Source organism: Mesotoga sp. UBA5557 (genome assembly GCF_002425715.1).
GTDB lineage: Bacteria > Thermotogota > Thermotogae > Petrotogales > Kosmotogaceae > Mesotoga.
Genome location: NZ_DIMV01000004.1, coordinates 12,494 through 28,110, shown reverse-complemented (window position 1 = coordinate 28,110; position 15,617 = coordinate 12,494). Strand labels below are relative to the sequence as shown.

At 45.3% G+C, this 15,617-nt stretch carries 19 protein-coding genes and 2 pseudogenes; 11 read left to right on the top strand and 10 right to left on the bottom strand.

Features of this window, described 5'->3' with window-relative positions:
• Positions 1-397: pseudogene (locus B3157_RS00245) on the top strand (hypothetical protein); the annotation flags it as partial.
• Here the strand turns inward: B3157_RS00245 and B3157_RS00240 are convergent.
• The 3 genes from B3157_RS00240 to B3157_RS00230 all read right to left on the bottom strand — a co-directional run bounded on the left by B3157_RS00240 (position 391) and on the right by B3157_RS00230 (position 2,628).
• A complete protein-coding gene (locus B3157_RS00240) occupies positions 391-1,485 on the bottom strand; it encodes a hypothetical protein (protein WP_214059785.1) in 1,095 nt (364 codons plus the stop codon). The pseudogene B3157_RS00245 and the gene B3157_RS00240 sit on opposite strands and share 7 nt — an antisense overlap.
• 216 nt (positions 1,486-1,701) lie before the next feature.
• The gene (locus B3157_RS00235; RefSeq protein ID WP_214059786.1) at positions 1,702-2,232 is read right to left on the bottom strand and encodes a class I SAM-dependent methyltransferase; all 531 of its coding nucleotides are present in this window, start codon (positions 2,230-2,232) and stop codon (positions 1,702-1,704) included.
• A gap of 21 nt (positions 2,233-2,253) precedes the next feature.
• Entirely contained in the window at positions 2,254-2,628 is a 375-nt protein-coding gene (locus B3157_RS00230; protein ID WP_214059787.1) for a hypothetical protein, read from the bottom strand.
• 282 nt (positions 2,629-2,910) lie between these two features.
• Here B3157_RS00230 and B3157_RS00225 point away from each other — a divergent pair, with 282 nt between their 5' ends.
• The 6 genes and pseudogenes from B3157_RS00225 (at position 2,911) to B3157_RS00200 (ending at position 5,737) form a co-directional block, all read left to right on the top strand.
• A complete protein-coding gene (locus B3157_RS00225) occupies positions 2,911-3,183 on the top strand; it encodes a hypothetical protein (RefSeq protein ID WP_214059788.1) in 273 nt (90 codons plus the stop codon).
• A complete protein-coding gene (locus B3157_RS00220) occupies positions 3,180-3,656 on the top strand; it encodes a hypothetical protein (protein ID WP_292587886.1) in 477 nt (158 codons plus the stop codon). Before B3157_RS00225 ends, B3157_RS00220 begins: the two co-directional genes overlap by 4 nt.
• Positions 3,657-3,895: 239 nt before the next feature.
• Positions 3,896-4,484: pseudogene (locus B3157_RS12780) on the top strand (GNAT family N-acetyltransferase).
• Between the two features lie 301 nt (positions 4,485-4,785).
• Positions 4,786-4,998: a hypothetical protein gene (locus tag B3157_RS00210; protein WP_214059969.1), complete on the top strand. Its 213-nt coding sequence runs from the start codon at positions 4,786-4,788 to the stop codon at positions 4,996-4,998.
• Positions 4,999-5,254: 256 nt separating this feature from the next.
• Complete coding sequence (locus B3157_RS00205; protein ID WP_292587882.1) at positions 5,255-5,554, top strand: hypothetical protein; 300 nt, start codon at positions 5,255-5,257, stop codon at positions 5,552-5,554.
• A gap of 6 nt (positions 5,555-5,560) precedes the next feature.
• Positions 5,561-5,737: a hypothetical protein gene (locus B3157_RS00200; protein ID WP_292587880.1), complete on the top strand. Its 177-nt coding sequence runs from the start codon at positions 5,561-5,563 to the stop codon at positions 5,735-5,737.
• An 815-nt stretch (positions 5,738-6,552) separates the two neighbouring features.
• Here B3157_RS00200 and B3157_RS00195 read toward each other — a convergent pair.
• From B3157_RS00195 to B3157_RS00185, 3 genes are all read right to left on the bottom strand, one after another.
• Positions 6,553-6,738, bottom strand: a complete 186-nt coding sequence (locus B3157_RS00195) for a transcription initiation factor TFIIIB (RefSeq protein WP_292587877.1) — start codon at positions 6,736-6,738, stop codon at positions 6,553-6,555.
• A 151-nt stretch (positions 6,739-6,889) separates the two neighbouring features.
• Positions 6,890-7,387 carry a hypothetical protein gene (locus B3157_RS00190; protein WP_292587875.1) on the bottom strand — a complete coding sequence of 166 codons (498 nt, stop codon included), beginning with the start codon at positions 7,385-7,387 and terminating at the stop codon, positions 6,890-6,892.
• A 134-nt stretch (positions 7,388-7,521) separates the two neighbouring features.
• Complete coding sequence (locus tag B3157_RS00185) at positions 7,522-7,740, bottom strand: hypothetical protein (protein ID WP_214059971.1); 219 nt, start codon at positions 7,738-7,740, stop codon at positions 7,522-7,524.
• 546 nt (positions 7,741-8,286) lie between these two features.
• Here B3157_RS00185 and B3157_RS00180 point away from each other — a divergent pair.
• Together B3157_RS00180 and B3157_RS00175 are read left to right on the top strand one after the other, a co-directional pair.
• Positions 8,287-8,895 carry a DUF6305 family protein gene (locus B3157_RS00180; RefSeq protein WP_292587873.1) on the top strand — a complete coding sequence of 203 codons (609 nt, stop codon included), beginning with the start codon at positions 8,287-8,289 and terminating at the stop codon, positions 8,893-8,895.
• Positions 8,896-9,241: 346 nt separating this feature from the next.
• Positions 9,242-9,703, top strand: a complete 462-nt coding sequence (locus B3157_RS00175; RefSeq protein ID WP_214059973.1) for a hypothetical protein — start codon at positions 9,242-9,244, stop codon at positions 9,701-9,703.
• Positions 9,704-9,806: 103 nt separating this feature from the next.
• Here the strand turns inward: B3157_RS00175 and B3157_RS00170 are convergent, their stop codons facing one another.
• From B3157_RS00170 to B3157_RS00155, 4 genes are all read right to left on the bottom strand, one after another.
• Entirely contained in the window at positions 9,807-11,726 is a 1,920-nt protein-coding gene (locus B3157_RS00170; protein ID WP_214059974.1) for a bifunctional 2',3'-cyclic-nucleotide 2'-phosphodiesterase/3'-nucleotidase, read from the bottom strand.
• Between the two features lie 174 nt (positions 11,727-11,900).
• Positions 11,901-12,470 carry a GNAT family N-acetyltransferase gene (locus tag B3157_RS00165; protein ID WP_292587869.1) on the bottom strand — a complete coding sequence of 190 codons (570 nt, stop codon included), beginning with the start codon at positions 12,468-12,470 and terminating at the stop codon, positions 11,901-11,903.
• On the bottom strand, positions 12,437-12,826 hold the full coding sequence (locus B3157_RS00160; RefSeq protein WP_292587866.1) for a hypothetical protein: 390 nt from the start codon (positions 12,824-12,826) through the stop codon (positions 12,437-12,439). Before B3157_RS00160 ends, B3157_RS00165 begins: the two co-directional genes overlap by 34 nt.
• A gap of 111 nt (positions 12,827-12,937) precedes the next feature.
• Positions 12,938-14,029, bottom strand: a complete 1,092-nt coding sequence (locus tag B3157_RS00155; RefSeq protein ID WP_292587864.1) for a glycerol dehydrogenase — start codon at positions 14,027-14,029, stop codon at positions 12,938-12,940.
• A 204-nt stretch (positions 14,030-14,233) separates the two neighbouring features.
• On the opposite strand from B3157_RS00155, the gene B3157_RS00150 reads away from it, so the two are divergent.
• Both B3157_RS00150 and B3157_RS00145 read left to right on the top strand, forming a co-directional pair.
• Positions 14,234-14,437 (top strand): hypothetical protein, encoded by a 204-nt coding sequence (locus tag B3157_RS00150; protein WP_292587862.1) that lies wholly within the window; start codon positions 14,234-14,236, stop codon positions 14,435-14,437.
• A 286-nt stretch (positions 14,438-14,723) separates the two neighbouring features.
• Complete coding sequence (locus tag B3157_RS00145) at positions 14,724-15,617, top strand: carbohydrate kinase family protein (protein WP_103134954.1); 894 nt, start codon at positions 14,724-14,726, stop codon at positions 15,615-15,617.

Genomic DNA, 15,617 nt, shown 5'->3' with positions numbered 1-15,617 from the left:
CGCTATCTTCTCTGTTTTATGGGTTAAAGTGATAAAGTCAAGAGACAATATCTGCAGAATGGATGTAATAGCCACGCTGATGAAGTCTGCAACAAATGGTAAAACAAGGACAATGACAAGCTCCGCTCTTATACCACAGTTTATCAGCAAGGTGCCTGCTTCAATCCCCTTTTCCTCGTTTACCGAGAGCAACAAAGGACTTCTTCTGGGCGTGAACATTGGAGGTAGCGGCACTATCATAGCCTCTCTGGCTAATCTGATTGCTTATAGAATCTACGTGAAAGATTGGGGCAGAAACCTCAGATACCCCGCAGTATTCACGATTTCGAGTTCCATAACACTTTTCCTAAGCCTCATTTTCGGCTATCTAAGTCTCAAACTTGTTGGGTTTCAATAGCCTGCAATTGAGAGTTCGGTCACATTATAGTCAAGACTGTTTGGGCTCATCTGCTTTGTATAAAGAAGACGACCGGTTTTTCGATCGTAAACGTTTTGATTGGCGTACGTTCCGTTTGTCTGTTGAAGCATCATAACTTCAGTTCCATCTTGAAGCTTGCCAATGTAGCTCACACTGGTTACAACATTCGTGATGGGATCTCGATCGATGTCCTGTACCTTTGTGAGCGAATTAAGGGCTTGAGCAGAAAGCCATATCGGACCGTTCAACTGAGCCACACCGGTTACGGTGTGAAATTCCCCCGGAAGGGTTCCGTACTGCATGATTGTCATTTTTACGTAATCCCAGGAAAGCGAGGATGTTACCGGAGTTATCGTAACCTGAGTCTGTGCGGGAGTGGTATATGAGCCGGGTATGTTGATCGTGTAAGTTCCTGAATATGACGTGGTCGTCAATTTCCAGGAGGGCCTTTGAGAGTTGAACCAGGGGAGCTCAACATATCTAGCAGAAAGAAACTCCATTATGTTTTGATGTATATCTGTCCCCGATTGAGCTTGAGTCAGAAGATAAAGAAGAATACCTGAGGCTCGGTCATAAGTATAGACGTGTTTAGCATTTATTCCTCTCGATTCAATCCTGACGGCCTGCACCGTCTGCCCGCCGTATTGAATAGGCATCTCCGCAGCAGTCGTATTATCGCTGTTGAATTTCGACAAGTCGTTGAAAACCGCTGGATTTAACCACAAGTCGGAAACACCCGGTTTCTCTATAGTTCCAAATGAAAGACTGGGATAATAGCCGCCCCTCATCTCCATAAAATAAGTTTGTAAGAGCGCTAAGGATCCTTCTTCCAATGCCACAACATCCATCTGATAGAGGCCTACGCCGGAACCGCCGGTATCCGACAACCCTCCCCCGGGTTTCATCACGGCAGTGCTTACCCTGTAGCTGAGCCTAAGTCCGGGAGCCATCCATTCAAGGGGACTATCCGAGTATTCGGGAAAGATAGCTAGCCAGACGCTATTAGCAAAAACCAAGGAAAACGCAAAAAACGCAACGAATAGTATGCTTGTGATTTTTCTGGTCATTCGACCCACCTCCTGCTTATTAGATTGTACAGCAGTAAAGGTTCGAAAAGCGACAGAGAAGAAGGCAGGAGATAGTAGGGAGACCCGCGGAAGAGTCTTCAACAATTCGTTTGCAACAGCCGATTTCGAGCGACCAGAACTCGCCTAAGAGAAGCCAAGATTCGATACTATGGTCACCTAATGCTTTTAACAGTCGACTTATCGAGCAAGAGTGGATTACTTCGCAATGACAGTGGTAAATTCAATTGTTGTAGAAGTTATCGGAAGCATATCCGGTCTTATGCCAAGAATTCCCGACTGCGGTGTTGGTTCGGCTCTTGCCCGAACGGAGTTTTCAACCCTCGAGTTCCAGCCAGCCTCTTCAAGGCCCCTTACGAATTCTTTCGAGACGTGAAGGCCTCTGTCACTCACATGAGCGAGGTTTGGATCACCGTCTTCAAAGAAGATGCAAAGCGCTATCAGCTTTTTCGAGACACTTCTTACCTCTTTGAAGACTTTCTTGGAATCTTGCATGTTTTGAAACCCTACGGCACTTACGATGACATCTATTGAGTCATCTTTGAGCGGGAGATTTGCTGCATAAGCAATGATTTGAACAACTCTCTCTCCCCAGCCTCTGTAACGCAAGTACTGGAGAAGCCCGAAGCTGCTCGAAGGACTAATATCGACAGCCAAGTATTCTTTTTCGGTAGAAGACAGTAGTTCTTCAAGCAGTCCGCCCATTCCGGTTGCCAGATCGAGGACCAAGCCCTGTTCATTCTTGATCAGTTAAACGGTACGATTGAGGCTCTCGGTCATCGCTTGGTTGTATTCTTCTGTGTAAAGGACCTCTCTCGACGGTCGGAGAAGTCTCTGGAAGTCGTCAAATTCTCCTCGATACCAGAGAGCGGTAGCCTTTATCAATCTGTCAGCCGGAGAAAGCTCATCCTCAGAAGGCTCAAAGAAACGCCTTTCAAGCTCCTCCTGACCGTTCATAAAACCCTTTCCGACCAACACCCATTGATCCTCACCCGACAGAAGGAAATCCAATACTTCCATTCGTTTTCGAAATCTCCGATAACAGGAGGTGCATTCAAAAGCATCTTCATTACTTATGATAGAAGAACCACACCCGGGGCACTGCAGAAGCCTCTTGATGTTCATCTTGGCACCTCCTTGGTGGCAAATAGAAGAGGTTATTTGTGTCTTCATTATAATGTTGAAAAGCCAGAAGAGTCAGAAAGGCTCTCTCAAAAGCTCAAAAAAACCTCTTCAATAGTCATGCTTGATTATTCGGTTAGAAGTTGACAGCTCTGTCTGACTGAGGCAAATAAACGAGACAGTAAATCCTATAATTGTTTGCACGGAATCGATTAGCTATGAAAACTCTGTTCGTCATATGTAATGATTTTACCCAAATGGAGGTGGGGAAACGAAAGCCAGAATATGATTGGCGGTAATCTTTGTGTTTCTGATACCCAGAAGTTTTCTAGGTGCCTGATCCACGAGGAAAAAGACATAGTATTCTATGCTGGAACGAAGATCGGGATTATAAGAATAACACCAGAAGCTACGGAGCTCTTCTCTACTACACAGAACACAGCGCTTTCCATATGGAACAACAACCTCTATGACTATTACAATGAATATTCACTTGTTGATGGAAAGGTAGTCAATCGTTTTTCTTCTACACGAATACATGCAGTTGGATTTGGATGAAAAAGATTGACAACGAGAGAGATACCATGACTTTCTATGATATGAAAAGAAAATCTGCAGGCGAGTTTGGTTTGCTTTACGATACGGATAACCTGCTTCAGAATACGTACGGTATTTTCCTCGACGAAAGAACGTTTGTTCTCTCGACAAACGGACAGGATACGGTTCTTAAATACCTAATGGAAACGGGCGAAATTCTGCCAATTGCCAGATCTGAATACGGAAAGCTCAGCTCCATATACTTTGATCAGGGAGAAAATGAGTACTATATTGCCTTTGCCGAAGAGTTGCCGTCCAATTTAACAGGACTTGTACTGGTAGGAAAAACCATATACTTTACTGCAAACTTTGGAAACGGGCTTTTCAGTTACGGCATAGACGGTGGCAAGCGACACTTCTTACGCCTCTCAATTATCCCACCTCACTGGTTGCAATCTCGTGGTAACAAATCCGTCTCAAAGGTTGTTGCATAATCGAATAGAGAAGTGTTCCGAAAACGGGGAGATGGATCGTTCCTGCTCGAAAAACCCAACTACTCGATTGTGGCTGACCGCTTTAACTCTTTTGAATCCCATTTGGCTGTAAGGTCTGTTTTAGAAGGAAATACAATCGGTCGCGTATATTCGAATGATTTCACAAATCCAAATCTGGCAGTCATATGGCCTCTCACAAATGTTCTATAAGCAGCAGGTGATTACTCAAATTACTTGAGCTGTCCGAATTTCTACAGAAGGAAATCATCCCCGGCTTCAAGAAATGGGGTACTCCAGGTCTGATAATCAGTTTTGATCAATCTTCAGAGTGCAAATACGAGCTCGCTAATCTCTTGGGAGACAAAGTAGATGAGATGCCTAGGAGATATTATAATTCCGTGAAGCTGAGGGAGAGAAAACGGCCACCTACCGGTTTTGAGATCATGACTGTGAAAACAGCGCTGGAGGACAGATCGCTCAAAGGGCAGACCGGCTGGTTCAATGCCTTCTGGCCGGATACTTGCTCCTTTCTGCGCTCAGGAATAGGATACTGCGTGGTGAAGAACAACCAGATAGTCGCTTGGTGTATCACGATATACTCTGGAGAGCGTGGAAATTGGGGCTAGAGACCCAGGGGATTTTCGGGGGCTCGGTCTCGGCTCTCTTACGTCAGCGCTCTGCGTAAGAGATTGCGTTGATAAAGGGCTCAGGCCCGAATGGCACTGCAGAGAGAGCAACTCAGCCTCAATTGGGGTAGCAGAGAAGATAGGATTCTCGGATCCTGTACATTACAAGAGTCTCTTCCTGAATTTGACAAAGGGCTTATAGTATCTATACCCGGTTAGTTTTCCAAGTCGGCCATAAAAGGACCAGTATCTTGACTTACCCTGGCAATTGAACTTCAGCTTAGGCATTGATTCGTTAAGTCTTAAAGAGAACTTATTGACCAACAGAGATGAAGTAGTGAATTGTGATAACATAAACATGAATTTGTGCTAAACTTTATATGAAAGCCACGGGACAATTTCTCACAAGGCCGGATCGTTGAAGCACGGTTCTCATTTAGTAATCACAGCCTTCCACTCTTTCTTCTGGCTCTTTCCGTAACTCGAATAAGGAGGAATGAAATATGTCTTATAAACACTACTATGTTGGTGACAGCGCTATGCACTCTGGGGACTACGAGGTTCACACAAGGGACTGCGTTGAGATGGTGAGGATAAAGTCGAGGACTTACCTTGGCTATTTTGACAACTGTCAGGATGCAGTAAGGAAGGCAAGTGATATCTATCCCAATGTGTGTGGATGCAAGTACTGCTCTCCCGGGTGTCACAGGAGGTAGCCATCGCAACTGCAGGGAAGCAGCAGAGTAATTATGGGTTTGGTTAGTTGAATGAGCAGGTTACGTCAATAACAAGATTGAATGCCTCAAGGGATCTCGTTAAGTTGAGTTTTGGTCTAATTTCACATGCCTGATTTTCCGACTTAATGACTGCGTTATCCTCTTTTCGAGAATGCTACTCATCCTAGAATCGTTTGGATCTTAATTGCTCTTGTGTTCTAAGAGACAATTGTGAACTCTTGGAGGAGAAAGCTATTTGAATGACGAAAGAATGAAGGTCGGAATCGATTTTGCAACTGGGAGAAAACACTTTCAGAGGGTTTTGCGCAGCTACGTCTACAACTGGAAAGAATCTGAACTGGTTGACAGAAAAGAACTAACCCTGAATCTATTTGTTGCGTATGATCTGGACTACAAGAATACAAAGAAGGCAAATTACACCAGGATCAGTTCCAGTGTGAACGAATTACTGTTCTCCAAACACTTCATGGGTCAGAAGGAAGTTGAGGAAGAAAAGAGGGAGCTCATTAAGCGCGGGATTGTCGATTCGGAATAAGCTTCTTTGGTTTTTGGAAAAGGATACGCTTCCCAGAGAAACATCGTTCTTTACACTGCTCTGAAGAATCACATAGATTGCCTTCTCTATCTTGATGATGATGAGTATCCAGTTGCCGTTATGAACAACATGGGTTCCGTTTCGTGGATAGGCCAGCATGTTTTGAAAACGGATTTGAATTAAATTGACCGGGCCGACATCACCTACGGTTATCACTGTGGTTACATTTCGCCGATCCCATTCATAGAGTTTTCGCCAGCGCTACCGGAAGATACGTTCAGACTGTTTATTGAGGCGATAAGTAATGACATAGTTAAGTGGGAGACCCTTAGAAGACTTATAGTACCTGGAGGAGTCTCGTGCGCCGATCCGGACATACTGAACAGTGGTGAAGTCTTTGAAGTTGAAGAGGTAAATCATGCGAAGTTTATCTCAGGATCGAACCTCTGTTTGAATCTTAAGGACCCGAGCAGACTATTTCCCTTCTATAATCCCCCTGGAGCACGAGGCGAAGATACTTTCTTGAGTACCTGCCTGAGTGACAGGAAGGTGCTGAAAGTTCCACGTTACGCCTTTCACAACGCTTTCTCGACATACAACCATGTTTTGATGGGTGTTCTCCCCACAGTCTCAGACCAATAAGAGCCGACTCGAGAGAGATAGTAAGGCGTTTCTACAGGTCCTGTATTGTCCGGATAAGATACAAGCCTCTGCTTCTCTACATAACTAATCGCGATAACTATTCAGAGAAAATCGAAGAGATGAAAATCGACCTTAGGGAAACATTACCTTGCATTTCATCGTACTTTGGTACCGATTCATTCTACAACATTTCCAGAGAGCTGAATAAGTACCATAAGTCCGTTGAGAAACACTACGAACAGTTTGAAAGAGCTAAAGGGGTTTGGTCAAAGATATCTGGTTATCTCCGGGAAGCTTATTAAGGATTGTGAATAGGTATTTGATCTGAAGCTTATATGGAGTTCCCAAAGGAAAAATCAGAACTTCTCGGGTTTTTCTGCATGGAGATCGAAGATATGTCCACATTCTCTGCAGACGCGCACGATTACCTTAGAGCCCATCGAAAGAGGCTTTCCGAAAGGCATTAGCGCTGCATAACCTGACCAGTAACCCTTTCCTATGTCCAGCGAGCCACAGTTTGGGTACTTGTCTGTTCGAATCATCGAATACCTCCAGTAGTCATTTCAAAATTGAAATGATCCAGTATTCCATTAGAACAAATCTAGAACGCTTAAACAATCTTGCGTTGCTGTCAACCGCCAGTTGACTCTAGAGCCATGATGTTACTCAGTTCGCATAAGCATTTCGATTATGTCATGAGCGTCGCATTGTTAGCGCTTGAAAATCATGACCAAAGCGGGGGATAAGCCCTTCATCTTTTTGACGAAATGAAGGCGCGAAAAGAACCACAACTCCTCCTGCAAGCAGGATTGTCCACCCAAGCCAGTGAACTTGCGGTCCGCCGATTATATTCGCTATTTCCTCTCCAGAACTACCGGGAACATTGCTCTGGATAAGCTCTTTAAACTGAGTTCTCAAGGAGTTCTCGTCGGGCAGGTCCTTAATCACGGTAATCAACCTCGCTACTACAACCCCAATCGAAGCAAGCCCGGAAAGAAAGACCATCGATCTCACTTTCACGATTCCCATTATACCTGCAAAGATAGCAATTGCTAGTGTTAGTGCTCCATACAGATCTCCGCCGTTGAAAAAGGTCGCTTCGCTTCCTCCGGGGAAACGTACTATCGGCAGGAACAAACCAGCAATAATCATTGCCGCCCCGATAACTGCGAGAAAGATGCCCTTTTTCACAATCTCCACCTCTTTTCTGATGTCCAACGAGTATTAGACTTTTATCTAGCCTCAGCCAATAATATGGGAATGCCATTCCAAGGTGTTGGATTCTTATCTCATCGGGAGAGCCCTGATTGTGAAAATGTCGGTTATCAGATCGCGACTTCAAGGTTTTCGTTTTCGAATTCGCTCTCCACAAACAGGAACTGCATTACCTTCTCCAGAGGCTGAACATCCTTCGGACTTTCTTCTGGCATCATGTGAACTGAATTCTGAACTACAAGTCTCAGTGGATCAAGGTTACCGAAGTAGAAATCCTTATAGATTCTGCTCCACCAGATCGAGATCTCTGTATAAGAGATTGCTTTCAAAGCCTGTAAAGAACATCTCTACGCAGTCCACGAACTTTCTTTGAATGTCTATTTCTTCAATATATCCGTAGAGTTTCTCACCTGTATTTATCTGAGGGTAGTATATCCGGATTGTGTCTCTGGCCTCATCGAATGTAACTGTAAGTTCCATTTTGACTTTGTTTCGTTCTGTGTGGTGTAGTAATCCGAACTCTTCTCAAGAGCGAAAACTGGTGCCGTCGCAAATAAGGCAAATCCTAACAATACTATCAAACTCTTATATCATATAGACCTCCCAACATCGTTAGATAAATCCGATAAAAGTTGTTCCATTATACAAATTCTCATTTTTCCTAGAGAAGATTAACAAACTCTCTAGAGTGAATGGGCAGAGAATCTTTGGCGAAGACGAACAGTATATAGACCTAGATAGGAGTTGTGTTCTCGTTCAAAAAATGATTAAATTTGATAAAATTGGTCATATTAAGAACTTTGTTTTAGATATCGGAAGGAACAGTTCTTAAGATCGATCTGGTCACAGCTCTTAAATGTTATGGAGGGAAATCTATGAAACCAAAAATATCGGTGCTATTTACAGCCTTACTAGTTGCGTTTCTTATATCACCGCTTTTTGCAGGAAATCTGGAACCTCTAGCAAGAGCCCCGATTATTGCAACGGCGATAGGCGACGGTGCTGCATCAGACGTTCTCGCTCTAGTCTGTGAAATGCACGGAATTGATTACGAGAACATCCTTCAGTTGAAACCCGAAGACTTCACCGAGAGGCTCGACTCGAAGAACGCGCCCGGAACACTTTTTATTGCCCCTGGTGCCATGGTCGAGGGGGATCTATATACCGTATGCGGCGTTGAGGAAATCGATGTCGGTCAGGAGATCTCCAGAATAGAGGAGCTCGTATCGATAGCGAAAGCGCGAGGAGTTCCTGTTGTAGCCATTCATATTGAAGGTGGCTTCACTTCACCAGACAACGATCCGAGGCAGTCCTTCGACTTGCTTATGCCGAAAGCCGACTACATAATTCTGGTATCACCGGAAGGACCGAGTGAGTATTTCTCCGCGCTCTCGGAGGAAACCGACGTTCAGCTGATAGTGGTCGACAAAGCTGAAAGAATTATCTATGCTCTTGATCTCTTATTCTCAATGGGTGGATCTTGATGTAACGCTCGAAACATAGTCTCACATAATCAGTCTTTAAATCTCTTTGATAGCTTCGGATAGAATGAGAGTCCTCATGAGTCTTCTTTAAGAATCAAAGATTGAAGTTCCTTCCAGGATTGATGGTTTCTGGGTGTTGAAATATTCAAGTATATTAAGAAACCCTCACTGTTTATTGACTGAACGATAAGGGCTTTCAATTTGCTGAAAGATTATCATTGCAAAATTAGTTCTTGACCACTTTGCATTCTTCTTGAGTCGATCCAGCTCATTGCCCACCTTTTTGCCAGTGATAGAATTGACACGCGGGAGGAAGGAATAATAACCCCGGAAAGGATGGTTATCTATGGATTCTGAAAAGCTTACGGAGCACGAATGGCACAAAAAGCAGGCGATAGAGAACTTCAACCTTACATGGGACCTTATAGACAAGAAAGACAGAACTGCAGAAGATGACCTTCTTATGATACACACCGCTCACGCATCACGCTTTCACTGGGGTGTGGTGGGTACCCCGATTGAATTTGCGAGGGGCGAGTGGCAAGTGTCCAGGGTTTATTCTTTGCTTAACATGGCAGAGTCAGCTTTGTATCATGGTGAGCTTTCGCTGAAATATTGCACCGACAATGCCATAAGTGGTTTCGATCTTGCCTTTGGCTATGAAGCCGTTGCGAGAGCCTACATGATTGCAGGAAAACGTGACCTTATGGATGAGTACATAAAACTGGCAAGAGAAACAGCCGATTTAATCGAGGAAGAGCAGGACAAGAACTACTTTCTTTCGGAGCTGGAAAGCATCTCTCTCTAGTAGAAAGTGAAAGCCGGCTGACTGAAAATGATTCCGAACCAAACGCAGCAGAAAGACAAATAAGAAGGGCCCCTTTCGCGGGGCCCTTTATTCAGAAAGCAAGCTAATTGACTTCCTGCAGAGCTGTCTCTTCAAGGTATTCAGCGAGTTCAAACAGGTCTACTTTGTAGACTCCCCATCCTGCCTCATCAACCTCTAAGAAATCTATTCCGCGAATTGCATTCCTCTCAACGTATCCCTGACCTTCTGGAGAAGATCGATAGAGAAGAGGTCCGGCGGTCTCGATGGGAAGAATCTTCCAGTTGTTCGTGGGGGCGGGATCTACTTCGCCAATATATTGTATGTACTTTATTATTGCCTCCCGGTTTATCTCCGTTGTGGCAAGTATAACGTTATCGGCTACATGTGGGAAATTTCCTCCTCCACTCCCTCGGTAGTTGTTTGTCACCACCAGGAACTCCATTGACGCATTAAGCGGATTGCCTTCGAAAACGGCAGAGACCAACCGTTGACCCACGGGTTTAGTAATGTCGTAAACGTATTCTATTCCTTCAATCACATCGAAGTTGTATTCCCTGAAATCGTAGTTGACTATATGTTGCGGCTCTGCAGACGACGGGTCGATCTGATTGAAGTTACTTGCGGCCGCCTCAAGCCAGTCTTTTATCTGTTTGCCGTTAAGTTTTGCCACATATATAGTATTCGGGTAAATGTAGATGTCAGTAATTGAGCCGATCGAGATGTCTCCTTGAACGTGTGTGAAATATGTCGGGCCCTGTCTGCCGGCAATGAATGGAGCAGCAGCGCTGAGAATTGGGAGCCACTCGTATTCGGAACCGGCAAATTCACGCTCCGCCCACCATATTTGAGCTTCGTTTATGATCTGAGTGACAGGATTGTCCATTATTCTTGAGAAGTAAGACGTTATCTCAGTATCGGTCCAGCCGATGGGAGTTCTTACATACTCAATCGTCGCTTCGTGCTTCGGCCAAACGAGTTCAGCCAGAAGCGGATGAGTTTCGACATCGGCGTCAACGGGAACAAGAGCTGCCGAACCATCTAACACTTCCCACTCTCCCGTATTCCAGTCATAGGCGAGGTCGAGACTTATTACACCTAAGTGTGAACCCCAAGAGCCCGGAAGTACAGTAGGAACACCGAAGATTAGGCCCTTGTCGTTATCGATGCTCTCGATGTCTGCGAAATCCCCAGGGAAATGAGAATGTTGGTGACCAAGAATCATTGCGTCAATACCTTCGATCTGAGCGAGATAATAGGCGGCGTTCTCCTGAGCGTCATAACTGGTTATTTCATCTGTGGAGATTCCCGTGTGGGCAACTGCAATTACGAGGTCTGCCTGGTCTCTGAGGATAGGAATGTACTTTTCTGCTTGTTCGACAATACCCTGTGTGAAGACGTTGCCTTCAAGATGACGTCTTCCCCAGCTCATAATCTGAGGTGGCGTGAAGCCGATCACACCGATCTTGATCGGGATTCCATCGACTTCTCTCTCGAGAATTACGTATGGGTCGGTCAAGAATCCCTTGGGATCATCTGCAAGCCTTATGTTTGCTGATACCCAGGGAAAAATCGAATTGCTTTTCGCGCGTTCAAAGAATTCCAGGCCAAAGTCAGTAACATCGTGATTTCCGACGGAGACTGCATCGTAACCTATGTAGTTGTAGGCACGGACGATGGTCTGGAAGTCGAATCCCTTAAGAGGATTCACATCGGCCTCGTAATCTCCGACAAGGCTTCCCTGAATGAAGTCGCCTGTGTCGAAGAGCAGAGTGTTTGCGTTTTCGTCTCTCACTTTTTCGATGAGCGTGAAAACCTTTGCAAGACCAATACTCTCATTCGGTTTGTCCCCCATGTAGTCGTAGGGCATAATGTATTGATGCATGTCTGTCGTACCCATTATGACAAGGGTATGGACAGTCCTGCCAGCAGCGGAAAACAACGCACTCGAAAAAGCTACCAGAATCAGCAGAACCAGTGACAGAACCTTTCTTCTATCAGGCATCTAACCACTCCTCCTTCACTATACTGGTTGCTTTCTACTATGTGAGTTAATGCAGCAACCGTTTTGGATTATTATTATACAACCAGACCTGACTGTAGGCAAAGAAGTACATTACCTGTTCCAAAGTCCTCTAGAATATTGGCAGGAAATACAGAGTATTGCAGTGGAGAAGTCTTATAACACTTTCAACCAGGGTACGTTTAAGTCACAGATCGTCGAGACTGCCGAGTCATAAAGTGCATTTGCAGCCTCTGAATATCCCCCAACAAATTCTCTCACCGCACCCATTCTCTTTAACCTGCGGAGTCCTTCTGTTAACATTGCCTTTCCCAGACCTCTCTTGTGGTACTCAGGCACAACCCCAACCGGCTCATAATATCCGGTTCTGGTGACGTCATCATACCATATCGTGCAGAAGCCGGCTATCTCGCCGCCGGGAGCAACTGCGACAATATCTAGATCTCTCCTGTACAGGGGTTGCTTCTGGATATTGAGATACCATTCCCAGCCCTCGTAATCTTCGTCCGGCTCGTCAGGATGAAAGGCCCTCCAGGAGGCCCAGCTTCTGGAAGGTAGTTCTTCTGCATTTCCAAGAGAACGGATTTCGAAACCTTTTGAGATCGAGACCTCTGCAATTTGACCTTTCAAGTCTCGTCGATGCTGATGTTCTGGCCAATCTCCTCGCGAATAACCTCTTCTCTTCAAAATCTCTATCCTTCTTCTGTCCTGAGAATTGGCGAACACCCAGAGCCTCTTGACTCCGTCATTCTCGCTAAAAAGGTGCTTCTCCGAGACTTCAAGCATCTCTTCTTCCAGCTCTTCGCAGTCAAAAACGGATGTACCTGAGAATGGACCTCGCCGAACCCCTCGCAGTTGACGGCCGCTACAATCTTCTTGTTGCCGTCTTCCCAGAATATATTATGCCCATTCAGTGAATAGACTTTCAAACAGTTTTTCATCACATGCCAACGCCAGTAGTAGAGTCTAGCAACATGCCAGGAGTACTCGCGCAGTCCATTGTTCGTAAAAACCTTCCTCAGGAACTCTCTCAGCTTCCAGTAATCCTCTTCACTCTCATATCTCCGCATTCTGTTCTCCATTTTCGCCTCTCCACCACAGCAATTTCCAACGTCAATTCTACTATTTCATAGTTAAAGCCGGGCTGATTTATCGGCCCGGCGACTTTGGCTTAATGAGATGTAAACTTGTCTCTATTCCTGCAAGCGGTACTTCCCATACGCGTCCGCTGCCTTGAGAGCAGAGAATACTGTTTCGGGTGTCACCTCAACCAGTTCGTTATGAATCGTCTCGCCTTCTGCGGAGGAAGTCTCCGCGACTTTCATCAGCTGTTCGTATGTAGCGTTCCCCAGCCCGATACCTTCAAGCGTTGTTGGAAGTCCGACTGTTTCACAGAAGTAGAACACTTCATCGATTACAGCGGGATCCTTTTCAGTAAGGAACAGCGACGCAAGCGTTCCGAAGGCTACTTTTTCTCCGTGGAAGAACTCGTGAGTCTCTTGCAAGATGGTGAGTCCATTGTGAATCGCGTGAGCCGCGGCAAGTCCTCCACTTTCGAATCCAAGGCCGCTCAGCAGAGTATTGGCCTCGATGACTTTCTCGAGAGCCGAAGTTACCACCTGTGCCTGGCAGGCGTTCTTTGCCTGCTCTCCATACTTCAATAGAGTTTCGTAGCAAAGTCTTGCAAGGGAGTAAGCCGTCATCGAACCAGGATTACCCGTCATGTTCTTGGCGTTTCCGATCTCGCAAGATCTTGCTTCAAACCAGGTTGCAAGAGCATCGCCCATTCCAGAAACAAGAAACCTTGCGGGTGCGGAAGCGATAACCTTGGAATCTACCAGAACAAGATCGGGGTTTTTCGGGAGGAAGAGATATCTCTTGAACTCTCCTTCAGGTGTATATATTACAGATAGCGCGCTGCAAGGCGCATCTGTTGAAGCAATGGTTGGAACAACGGCCACGGGAATCTTAAGGTTGTGAGCAACAGCCTTGGCTGTGTCCAGTGTCTTTCCTCCTCCAATTCCGACAAGCACGTCGGCCTTGCTTGTGGCTTTGTCGGAAAGCCGATCGATCTCTTCGTCGGAACACTCTTCGCTGAATTCAATAATCTCGGCAGAGACTTCTTCAAGCAATGAATCCTTGATAGAAGGAATTATGTTCTCGTACACGAACGGATCGGTTATAATAAAGGCGTTTTCACCGAATCTTTTCAGTTCCTTTCCCAGAGAATTCAGCGCATCGGCTCCCTGAACGTATCTCCCAGGGAAGATCGTAGCTTTTATCATGGACAACACCTCCTTATCTAAATAATTATAACGCAAAAGCCGACTAAGTTTGTGAAATAAAGATCAATATTTACTGTGCTTTTTCCCTTGATCACTGAATATTCTTGTAAGCAGCTCCGGATGCTATAATTTCAAATAGGATGTCCTTAGTGCGGACTATCTACCGAGACAATCTATGCAATTGTTTGAAGGAGGTGTTGTGAAGTGATTTACTACGTAGATGACAGCGCAAAGCCGGCCGGAGAACACGAGATTCATACCGAACACTGTGAGAGACTGAGAGAAGTGAAGTCGAAGACAATGCTGGGAGATTTCGTGAACTGCTTTGGAGCGCTTCAGAAGGCTCGCGACTTTTACCAGAATGTTGACGGCTGTGCTTACTGCTGTAGCGAATGTCATAAGGACTGACACATGTACAACTTGCTACACCCTAACTCGACAATCTATCGATGAGTTTACAACAAATGTCTTATATCTTATCTTATCTGAACAGCCTTGAAGGCTGTTCTTTTTATCGACCGATTTTCTGTTGTAACTCGAGAGCTCACGTGCAAGATTTCCTCATGGAATACTTGTTCTCAGAGTGGGGTTCGTTGTATCGCCAGACGGAACTTCTCCATCATTCCACGAATGCTATAATCTGTGAAGGTTTCGAGAAAACACTGTTGAAGAGATTAAAGAAGAGAGTGATCAAATGGATAGAGTAATTGTGGTTGGGAATATCGATGTAGATATAATAGCAGGTCCGGTGGATGACTGGCCCGAGTGGGGCACGGAGATCGGCGTTGATTCAATCGAAATGCGTATTGGCGGCCAGGCGGCTAACACGGCTGTTGTGCTTGCCGATCTCGGAGTACCGGTGGATATTGTGACGGTAGCGGGAAATGATCTCTTCGGGAAGACGTTCAAGGAGAGATTCAAAGATATGGGAGTGTCGGTAGAAGGGTTTGATCTTATCCAGGGCAGAACACCATGTACGGTTGCGATTACCCATATAGACAGCGAGAGGAGTTTCATCAGTAACGAGACGATAATGCACCATCTAGATGTTGACTTCGTTGAAAACAAACTCACTGGTGTTGAGGGAGCGCACATTTTGTTCTGCGGGATAAATGTTCTTAACGGTCTAAGAGAAAGCAACCTGCAGACATTGCTGGAAGCTCTCAGAAAAGAAAACACAATCTATCTCGATCCCGGATGGCCACCGGATGGCTGGAGTCTTTTCAGAATTCAGATTCAGAGACTGCTAGATTCGGTGGACTGGTTTATGCCCAATGAAGCGGAGCTCATGGAAGCTACTAACCAGTCAACGATAGAGGCTGCAACTGAAACGTACCTCGAGGACTATGAAGGTCAGGCAATGGTCAAGATGGGTTCAAAAGGTTCTCTTATGATTGGAAGAGAGAATTCAAGACTCTATCCCACAGCGGAATCCAAGAATGTTTTAGATACAATAGGTGCTGGAGATTCTTTCAATGCTGGGTTCATATACTCTAATTCGTCGAATGGTGAGCCAGATATTGATTTTGCGCACAGAGTAGCTAGAGATTGGATAGAGGGGCGATACAGAAGTAAGATCATGATCTAG